This window comes from Microvirga tunisiensis (assembly GCF_009296175.1).
GTDB lineage: Bacteria > Pseudomonadota > Alphaproteobacteria > Rhizobiales > Beijerinckiaceae > Microvirga > Microvirga tunisiensis.
The window spans coordinates 1-9,641 of the sequence record NZ_VOSK01000244.1; the positions used below are offsets into that span (position 1 = coordinate 1).

Below are 9,641 nucleotides of genomic sequence, written 5' to 3' on the forward strand. Positions count from 1 at the left end.
CTCCTGATCGAGCCGGCTCATGCGCTCCTCCGTGTCGTCCCGTGACACGGTAGGTCGACTTCAACCGGAGGCGACATCTCGTAAATCTGGCCGTCGCCTTACTCACACATTCGCGCGTCGCGCTACACACCTATGCCGATCCGACCTGGTTCCCGGACATGAGCCCGGAGCTGCGGGCGATGTTCCAGAAGGTGACCAGGGGGGCCATGTCAGGCAATGCCGGGCAACCGGCACGCGAGGAGTTCAAGATCAACGGGCAATACGTCAACACACCCGTTGTCAACGGCAAGGAGGGTGTCGTCGGCATCCCGTTCTTCGACGAATACGTCGAAAAGGCCTCGCTCGATTATCTCGACCGGGCCGGGCAGTCGAATGAGCCGTTCTTCATGAGCATCAACTTCATGAAGGTGCACCAGCCCAACATGCCGGCGCCGGAGTTCGAGCACAAGTCGCTGTCGAAGAGCAAGTACGCCGACTCTGTCGTCGAACTCGATACCCGCATCGGTCGCATCATGGACAAGATCCGGCAGGTCGGCGGTGGCAACACGCTCGTGTTTTACACCACGGACAACGGTGCTTGGCAGGATGTGTATCCGGATGCCGGCTATACCCCGTTCCGCGGCACCAAGGGCACCGTGCGCGAGGGCGGAAACCGCGTGCCGGCGATGGCGTGGTGGCCCGGCCGGATCGCGCCCAACACCAAGAACCACGACATCCTCGGCGGTCTCGACCTGATGGCGACGTTCGCGTCCGTCGCGAGCACGAAGCTGCCGGAGAAGGACCGCGAGGGTCAGCCGATCGTCTTCGACAGCCACGACATGTCGCCGGTGCTGTTCGGGACGGGCAAGTCGACGCGGAACGAGTGGTTCTACTTCACCGAGGACGAGTTGAGCCCCGGGGCGGCCCGCGTCGGCAACTACAAGGCCGTGTTCAACCTGCGTGGGGATGACGGCGCCGCCACCGGCGGCCTTGCGGTCGACACCAACCTCGGTTGGAAGGGCGCGAGCAAGTACGTCGCGACCGTGCCCCAGATCTTCGATCTCTGGCAGGACCCGCAGGAGCGCTACGACATCTTCATGAACAACTACACCGAGCGGACCTGGACGCTGGTGACCATGAACGAGGCGACCAAGAAGTTGATGAAGACCTATGTGCAGTACCCGCCGCGCAAGCTCCAGAGCGAGGTTTACACCGGTCCCATCACGATCACCGACTACGAGCGCTTGCAGACTGTGAGGGAGATGCTCGCCAAGGAAGGCGTCAACCTGGCGCTGCCGACCGGCAACTGATCTGAGTAGGGAGGATCGTGCGGGTCACGGTCCTCCCCGCAACACGACCCGAGCGGAGGAGACTCCGTTCGGGATCAGGTCGGCCCGACGCTCCGGTATCCGTCGCATGCAGCGGGTGGGCCGTTGGAAAGCAGGAGGATTGACCATGCAACGTGTCATTTTGCTCAGTGCATTCCTGGGTCTGGTGGCCACCGTACCGGGCTGGGCCCAAAATCAGGAATCCGGCCCCGCAGCGCGCAACGGCGAAATCACGATCCCGTCGGAGAAGGCCCTCGAGCGGGACGCGGTGAGGTCACTAAGAAACGAGTTCTCGACCAACGACGCGACCGCCATCCGGCAGATGGAACAGCAAAACCAGCAGATCGACCGCAAGGTCATCAAAGGCATCTGCACCGATTGCTGAGATTTGAGCTTGCGTTTGCGTCAGCCAATTGAACGACGACTCCAATGGGAGACACACATGCGCACACGCCTGTCCTGGCTTGCCACCCTTGCCCTGCTCGCAACCTGGATCTCGGTTGCTGTCGCCCAGACCGACCCGCTGCCGTCGTGGAACGACGGTCCCGCGAAACAGGCGATCGTCGCCTTCGTGACCGACGTCACCCGCGAGGGATCTCCCGACTTCGTTCCGCCATCGGAGCGGGTCGCCACCTTCGACAATGACGGCACGCTGTGGATCGAGCAGCCGATCTACGTGCAGTTCGCCTACGCGCTCGAGCGGGTCAGGGCGCTGGCGCCGCAGCATCCCGAGTGGAAGGAAACGCAGCCCTTCAAGGCAGTGCTCGAAGGCGACATGTCCGCACTCGCCGCCGCTGGTGAGAAAGGCGCCGTCGAGATCGTTGCAGCGACGCATGCCGGCATGCCACCGGATGAGTTCAAGCAACAGGTCAAGGAATGGCTCGCAACCGCCAAGCACCCCCGCTTCGAGCGCCGCTACGAGGAGCTCGTCTACCAGCCGATGCTGGAAGTGCTCACCTACATGCGCGCCAACGGCTTCAAGACCTTCATCGTTTCGGGCGGCGGGATCGAGTTCATCCGCGCCTTCGCCGAGAAGAGCTACGGCATTCCCCCCGACCAGATCGTGGGCTCGAGCATCGTCACCAAGTTCGAGCGCCGCGACGGCCGACCGACCCTGTTCCGCCTGCCCGAGGTGAATTTCGTCGACGACGGGCCCGGCAAGCCGGTCGGGATCAATCAGCACATCGGCCTCCGGCCGATTGCCGCCTTCGGGAACTCGGACGGCGATCTCCAGATGCTGCAATGGACGACCGAGGCCGGCGGACGCCGTCTTGGCGTCGTGGTGCATCACACCGATGCAGAGCGGGAATACGCTTACGACCGCAACTCGAAGGTCGGCCACCTCGACAAGGCGCTTGATGCCGCGTCGGTCGATCGTTGGACGGTGGTCGACATGAAGCGGGACTGGAAGACCATCTTCCCGGTCAGGCAATAGGAGCCGTACGGGAGAATCACCGCCGAGGAGGGACGCAAAGACGGTTGCCCGCCCCACCGCGTTCTGGATCACGATCGCTATTCTCGTGTCGGTAATGCTGGTGCTGTTGCATGGGATCCTGCTGCCATTCGCAGTCGGTCTGGCGCTCGCCTACCTGCTCGTCCCAGCGGTCGATCAGCTGGAGTGGATCGGGATCAATCGCGGATTGGCCGCCCTGATCCTCACCAGGAACTATCCTGAGAAAATAAAAGTTCGATCATTTCAATGAATTAATGGCGGAGACGGAGACCGCCAAACCCCGTCTTTCCAGCGTCCACCACCGTCCACGCCTGCGGCAAAAACACCAGTGTTTTTAAGAGGATATGTCTTCTGGCGTCCGGGCGCGTCTGCTACAATCCAGTAGATCGGGTGGGGAAGAAAGTGGGGAAGGACGATGGCAAGACCACTTCACGCCTTGAGCGCCAGGACGGTGGCGACGCTCACCAAGCCAGGGCGGCACTCCGATGGCGGCGGCCTGTATCTCAACATCACGGCCAGCGGTGCCCGGTCCTGGGTCTTCATGTGGAAACGGGCCGGAAAGCGGCGCGAGATGGGGCTGGGCTCCTTACGCGACGTGCCTCTGGCGAAGGCCCGCTGCCGGGCCGCCATTGCCCGCGAGATGCTCGTCGAGGGGATTGATCCTCTCGCAGCGCGGGACCGGCCCAAGGCGATGACCTTCGGCGAGGCGGCGGACGCGCTGATCGAGAGCATGTCCGGTTCCTGGCGCAACGCCAAGCACCGCGCGCAATGGACAATGACGCTGACGGTCTACTGCGAGCCCCTCCGCCCCAAGCCGGTCGCCGAGGTCGGCACGGAAGACGTTCTGAAAATCCTGCAACCGCTCTGGGCGACCAAGCCCGAGACCGCGTCGCGCCTGCGGGGCCGCATCGAGCGGGTGCTCGATTTTGCCAGGGCGCGCGGGCAGCGAGCCGGCGAGAACCCGGCTCGCTGGCGCGGCCATCTGGATGCTCTCCTGCCCAAGCGAACCAAGCTCACGCGCGGCCATCACAAGGCGATGCCCTTCGACGACGTGCCCGCCTTCATGGCCTTGTTACGCGAGCGGGAAGCCGTCGCGGCGCTCGCGCTGGAGTTTGCCATTCTCACGGCTGCCCGGTCGGGCGAGGTGCTGGGAGCCCGCTGGGACGAGGTTAACCTCGATACCGGTGTGTGGACCGTGCCTGCGGAGCGCATGAAGGCCAGCCGCGCGCACCGGGTTCCGCTCTCCGAACGAGCGGTCGAAATCCTGCGGCAGATGGAGCAGGCGCAGTTCAGCGAATTCGTCTTTCCGGGACTGAAGCGCAATCAGCCGCTCTCGGGCATGGCCCTGGAGATGGTTCTGCGCCGGATGAAGGTGGACGTGACGGTGCATGGCTTCCGCAGCGCCTTCCGCGACTGGGCGGGCGAGCGCACACATTTCCCGCGCGAGATTGCCGAAGCGGCCCTGGCGCACCTTGTGGGTGATGCCGTCGAGCGGGCCTACCGGCGCGGCGATGCGTTGGAGAAACGCCGCGAATTGATGGAGGCGTGGGCCAGTTTCTGCGAGCCGAAGGCGGGCGGGACCGTAGTCCCCATCGGTCGGCGAGCAGTGAAAGGATAGGTTCCTCCTCTCCGGGCGCGTACCTGGGAGGAGCACGAGAAGGCGCGGGCGCGGATGGCCATCCGTTCATTCCAATCACCGCTGGAATGTTGCCCGCGCCGCCCTTGAGGCGGTGTGGCGGTGAATGAGATGAGTAATTTTCTTCCGAATGGCTACTGCACCCTCGCGAGCGCCGTTGAGCGGGCCGCCGAGGCACTGTTCCCCGCAGAATACGAGGGCACGACTGTCGCCTCTCACGAGGGACAGAGATACGACCGGTACGAGCGGGCGGCGGAGGACCTGAGGCGGCAGGCGGCATGGGAGCACGCTGCCAAGATAGAGCGGAAACGTGCCGAGGAGGCGGAGCGGGCTGATCAAGAGCGTAGGCAGCAACTGACGCCGGACGAGCGCCGCCTTGAGGAAGAACGGCAACGTAAGGAGCGCGAGAAGGCCAAGGCCTCGCGCCGCGCCTCGGCTTGCAATGTAGGCTCAAGCAGACGCGAGGGATGGGCGGAACTGGGTCGCCGCCCCCTGTCAGAGGATCAGGAGACAGCAGCACGCCGAGATGCTGCCAAGGATGATGAAATCCGCTCTATTAAGGAGAAGCTCACACAACGGAAGCGCCTATTGGAGCGATCCCGCGAATATCTTCGCCAGATCCTCTTGTCTGGCGACCTTCCAGGTTACCTCTTCGCGGGTGGCGAGACAGTTCTGATCCCCAAACCAGTCTGGGGCGTGGATGCCAATTGGGACAGGATCATTCGCGAGGAGCGGGTTGGCCTGGATATCAGGGGCAGGCATCTGGTCGGCTACCCTCTCGTCAAAGTCGTGGAGCTGGACGACGCCCTGTCCGGTCGCTCGGCAGAACTGCAGTCGGCTCCCCGGCAGCCCGATCCACGACGACAGACGGTGGCACATGGAGTGAGCGACCAAAAGCAAAATGGCTCTCAGAAGGAGAGAAAACCGCGCGAACTAGGGAAGCTGCCGCGTGTTCTGGCCTATCTCAAGGAATATCACCCGAATGGGGTGCCGGAACCCGGCATTGAACCGCGAAAGCAGTTAATCTCGAAGATATTGGACGCCGATCCATCGCTACACGACCTGAGCCGCGACACGCTTGATCGGGGGATCAAGCAACACAACCAATCCTGAACCTGTAGCGTTTCATCCCGCCGATGCCGCAAAAGGTGCCGCAACGTGCCGCAACGTGCCGCAAGACACCGTTGCGGCACGTTGCGGAATGCGCTCCTGCTTTTCTTCCCCCAGGCTACTCCCTGCGTCCTGAGTTGTTCAGAGCGCCGCCGAGGGGTCCCCCGGTGCCAACAGGGAGGCTTACTTCTTGAGTAAGGTTGAACAGAAATCCGAGCGCCTCGTCCACACTCCGGCCAAAGCCGCCGGGCTGCTCGATAAGAGCCGCAGCTACACGTACGGGCTGATAGCCACTGGCAAACTGAAGGCCCACTGGCTTGGCGAACGCATGGTCATCACTGACCACGACCTACGCGAGTATCTCGCGTCGCTGCCGGCCGTGAAGCCGACCGCCGCCTCCGAAGTTAGCTCCTCTGTTGCTGCTGCCGGAGCCGCCGAGTGAACCACAACGCAAACCCGGCGCAGGGCGGGCAGGCCCTGGCCGGGTTCCGGAGCAGACCTTGCGTGGTGGCGGGTCGCGACGGAATAGATAGCATGGATGTAGCGGCAGTTGAATGGGTCCGCCGCCGCCTCCGGGTATCGGATGCTCACGCTAAACTTGTCGTCTCTCTTGCAGGGCTTGGCCCGAGGGAGAGACGACGTGGATAAGCCTCACTGGACCCAACTGATCCCTGACGCTCCCGATGACCTTGGCGATTGGATCGCCCTTGGCGATGCCGTTGCCAAGGTCATCGAGAAGGCGGCTCGCCACTCGGCCATACGGCGCAAGGACTGCAAAGGCCACGGCGCTCCCGCTGATCTTCGCGCGAAGCCGCGGATCTTGAATAGTGGGTGTCTACGATGAGCACCCTCCCCCTTGCCCGCATTCTCGGCACCTTCAGCGCCTTGCCAAATTTGACGCCGTATCACGTGGAGAAACTGGAATGTCTCGGCATCCCGCCTGATGCACTCGCCGGACCCACGCCCCTGCGCCGCACGCATGTGCACTTCGGAGGCGATCATTTCGAATTCGAGCACCACCACATGCGCGACGGCGGCACGCCCGCATTCGTGTTTCTCGTCCTCGACCGATGGGGCGACGCCCTCGATATCGTCGCATGGTCGGAGAAAACCGGCATGGTCGCAACGTGGTTGGGCCGCGCCTTTGCGTTGGGCGAGGGAAAGCTCCTCGCATCGCGCCTGGATGAGCCCGGCGGCCTGCTCGTCTGGCGTTCACTGGTTGCTTGGTTGAAGGCGCGACAGGACGGCATCGTCATCGTGCGCCCCGATGCGGCGGCCCTGCGCCTCGATTGCGCAGGTTCCCTCATCGCCGAAGACGAGGCCCATGGCGAGGAGCTTGATCAGATCCTGACCCGCCCGGCACCGCCCATCCTTATTCCCTCTCAATTCAAGAGAGCCTCGTAAATGGACCACCATTCGGAATATCTCGATCTAAATACCATTCGCGCCCGCAGGCGGGCGAACGGCGACGCGCCCCCACCGTTCGACGAGCCACCCCCGATCAAACCCGGCAAGAAAGGCGGTCAGAAACCAACCATCCGGTCGGCCCGTGAGCTACGCCGGAGGGAATTCGAGCCGATCCGCTACGTCGTCCCCGGATACATTGCGGAAGGATGTACACTTCTCGCGGGACGGCCCAAGCTCGGCAAAAGCTGGCTCGTGCTTGAGATGGGGCTTGCTGTTGCCATGGGCGAAGCCTGCCTTGGTGGTATCGAGTGCACACAAGGCGATGTTCTCTATCTCGCGCTTGAGGACAACGAGAGGCGGCTTCAGTCGCGCATCGATAAGGTGCTTGGGCCGCTCCACGAATGGCCTGAGAGCTTCCACTATGAAACAGAGTGGCCGCGTGCCAACGAGGGTGGCCTCGATGCCATCCGCGACTGGATCACGAGCGCACAGAACCCGCGCCTCGTCATCGTGGATGTATTGGCCATGTTCAGGCCGACCAGCGGCAACCGCGATAATATGTACGAGACGGACTACAGCGCCATCAAGGGCCTGCAAGCCCTAGCTTCCAAGTTCGGTATCGCAATCATCGTCGTGCATCACACCCGAAAAGGGGGCAGTGACGTGGACCCTTTCGAGAAAGTCAGCGGCACCCTCGGACTGACCGGTGCCGCCGACACGACCATCGTCCTCGACCGGGACGGCAACGGCGCGACGATCTACGGGCGAGGACGCGATATCGAGGAGATCGAGAGCGCGGTGGAGTTCAACAAGGGCGACTGCCGGTGGTTCGTGCTTGGCGCGGTAGCTGAGGTACGGCGCACAGATGAGCGCTCCGCTATCCTAGAGGCTCTGAAAGAGGCCGACGAGCCCATGGGGCCTCGTGAGATTGCCATTGCTACAGAGACAGATCGGAACAACATCGATCAACTTCTCTACAAGATGGCCAAGGCTGGCGAGGTGCTGAAGGCCAAGCGGGGCTGGTACATTCATCCCAGCCGAACGGATCTTATCGAAGCCCAGACCTCTACCCCCATAAGAACGATAAGAAAGTAAGAAACGGCCGAGGCCCCGTAGAGGACGACGCTGATGAATAGCGCCCTTTCTTATCTTCTTATCGTTCTTATGGGGGGATAATGGAAGGCAATTACCAGCCCTGCGGCCTTCTCGACGGATGCGACTGAGGTTCATCGGGATGACAGGCCCCCGTCGGCCAGCAGCCCATGTGGCGAAGCCACGCCAGCGCGACCCGGCGGCTGGCACGGTCAATTCCGGCTCCATGGCGCTCCTTAAGCCGCCTGGGTATCGGGGTCTGACATTTCCGACCGGAGAACGCCGTACTCGGGACTTCCGGCCCTAGCGGCAGGGTCGCACCTTCGCGACATGCATTCCTGACCGCTGTGACAATAGTGACAATTGCTTCCGAAGTCTGACCTATTGGCGCTATTGTCACTATTGTCACAGCATCTGAAATCCGAATTGGAGAGCAGCAACCGATTACGGTGACTGATCGATAATCCCGCCTCGTCAAATCGCTTATCGAGTTCGCTATCGGGAAGTACAGTGTAATAGGAAGGCGGTCTTGGGAGAGTGTCTTGAAACAGGTTATCGTTGAGATCGACAACGGCGACGGCTCCCGCAAGATGCTGCTGGTCGAGCCGACCGGCCACATGCGCTTCACATTCGACATGCTGCACCCGGAGCGGCAATGGCTATTCGAGGCCATTGATCAAAGCGACGGAGCCATCCGCCTCTTCGCCCAGGCCGATGTTCTGCGCTGGATCATCCCGAGCCGGGCAGCCCTGGCCGAGACCAAAATCTCTCCCTTAGCTGCCTGAACCCGTCCGCCGCCTGCCGACCACACCCCGGCAAACGAGATGCTCACCAGGTGCCGGGTGTGAGGCAAGGACGGCCAAAGTGGGCCGGTGGTAGCCGAGTAGCCGACAACCGGAAATCGCCGCTGGTGAGGCTCCGGGAGACTGGCGTTTAAACGCATGCAGGGCAGCCCATCGGGCGGCAAGGTCCCGAGCAGCTAATCCCATGTCTGCGGCCTTTCAAGGCGGTCCGCTGGACCGCCTTGATCGCGAGGCCCCGACGCTGCCGAAGCGGCCATATCGGGCGGGGCTCACACGAAATCGCTGACCGTGAGTAGGGAGCTTCCCAGACCACGTACCGTAAGTTGCCCGCCGCCGAACAGGTAGAAGTCGATCGTGGTGTCGCCAGCCGTGTCGATGGAGACGTGCTCGTCCTCATCATCCAGGACGCCGTTTGGGCCGCTCGGGTTGGTGTCGAGGTCCTCGAACAGCAGGAAGAAGCCTTCGGCGGTCACGAAGTCCCTCAGCTCAATGCGGTCCACTCCCTTCTCGAAGTCGAAGATTTCGTCGTCGCCCGCGCCAGCGACAAACCGGAATGTGTCGCTGCTGCCGATGCCGCCCTCAAGCTGGTCGTCGCCGCCGCCGCCATCGAGCGTATCGCTGTCGCTCCCGCCCACGAGAAAGTCGACGCCGTTGCCGCCGTTGAGCTGGTCGACGCCGTTGCCGCCGTTGAGCTGGTCGCCGTCGTCGCCGCCGTTGAGCTGGTCGACGCCGTTGCCGCCGTTGAGCTGGTCGGTGCCGTTGCCGCCGTTGAGCTCGTCGTCGCCGTCGCCGCCGGAGAGCGTGTCCCTGCCGTCAAGGCCGCTCAAAGTGTC

At 62.8% G+C, this 9,641-nt stretch carries 10 protein-coding genes and 2 pseudogenes; 11 read left to right on the plus strand and 1 reads right to left on the minus strand.

Translation table 11 applies throughout. The annotated features are described in order from the left end of the window. Window positions 1–125: 125 nt before the first annotated feature. The 11 genes and pseudogenes from FS320_RS31900 to FS320_RS31945 form a co-directional block, all read left to right on the plus strand. A pseudogene (locus tag FS320_RS31900) lies at window positions 126–1,289 on the plus strand (sulfatase-like hydrolase/transferase); the annotation flags it as partial. 145 nt (window positions 1,290–1,434) lie between these two features. Beyond that, on the plus strand, window positions 1,435–1,692 hold the full coding sequence (locus FS320_RS31905; protein ID WP_152716460.1) for a hypothetical protein: 258 nt from the start codon (window positions 1,435–1,437) through the stop codon (window positions 1,690–1,692). Between the two features lie 57 nt (window positions 1,693–1,749). Continuing rightward, entirely contained in the window at window positions 1,750–2,742 is a 993-nt protein-coding gene (locus FS320_RS31910; RefSeq protein WP_152716461.1) for an HAD family hydrolase, read from the plus strand. Window positions 2,743–2,836: 94 nt separating this feature from the next. Then, window positions 2,837–3,010 carry a hypothetical protein gene (locus tag FS320_RS45395; RefSeq protein WP_153885352.1) on the plus strand — a complete coding sequence of 58 codons (174 nt, stop codon included), beginning with the start codon at window positions 2,837–2,839 and terminating at the stop codon, window positions 3,008–3,010. A 165-nt stretch (window positions 3,011–3,175) separates the two neighbouring features. Continuing rightward, window positions 3,176–4,378 (plus strand): tyrosine-type recombinase/integrase, encoded by a 1,203-nt coding sequence (locus tag FS320_RS31915; protein ID WP_152716462.1) that lies wholly within the window; start codon window positions 3,176–3,178, stop codon window positions 4,376–4,378. A gap of 129 nt (window positions 4,379–4,507) precedes the next feature. After that, window positions 4,508–5,509, plus strand: a complete 1,002-nt coding sequence (locus tag FS320_RS31920; protein WP_152716463.1) for a hypothetical protein — start codon at window positions 4,508–4,510, stop codon at window positions 5,507–5,509. Window positions 5,510–5,696: 187 nt separating this feature from the next. Beyond that, on the plus strand, window positions 5,697–5,948 hold the full coding sequence (locus FS320_RS31925) for a helix-turn-helix domain-containing protein (RefSeq protein ID WP_152716464.1): 252 nt from the start codon (window positions 5,697–5,699) through the stop codon (window positions 5,946–5,948). Window positions 5,949–6,146: 198 nt separating this feature from the next. Then, entirely contained in the window at window positions 6,147–6,350 is a 204-nt protein-coding gene (locus tag FS320_RS31930) for a hypothetical protein (RefSeq protein ID WP_152716465.1), read from the plus strand. After that, the gene (locus FS320_RS31935) at window positions 6,347–6,910 is read left to right on the plus strand and encodes a hypothetical protein (protein WP_152716466.1); all 564 of its coding nucleotides are present in this window, start codon (window positions 6,347–6,349) and stop codon (window positions 6,908–6,910) included. The genes FS320_RS31930 and FS320_RS31935 overlap by 4 nt, the downstream gene beginning before the upstream one ends. After that, entirely contained in the window at window positions 6,911–8,008 is a 1,098-nt protein-coding gene (locus tag FS320_RS31940; RefSeq protein ID WP_152716467.1) for an AAA family ATPase, read from the plus strand. A gap of 539 nt (window positions 8,009–8,547) precedes the next feature. Continuing rightward, entirely contained in the window at window positions 8,548–8,790 is a 243-nt protein-coding gene (locus FS320_RS31945; protein ID WP_152716468.1) for a hypothetical protein, read from the plus strand. A 287-nt stretch (window positions 8,791–9,077) separates the two neighbouring features. Here the strand turns inward: FS320_RS31945 and FS320_RS46290 are convergent. Further along, window positions 9,078–9,641 (minus strand): annotated as a pseudogene (locus FS320_RS46290) (calcium-binding protein); the annotation flags it as partial.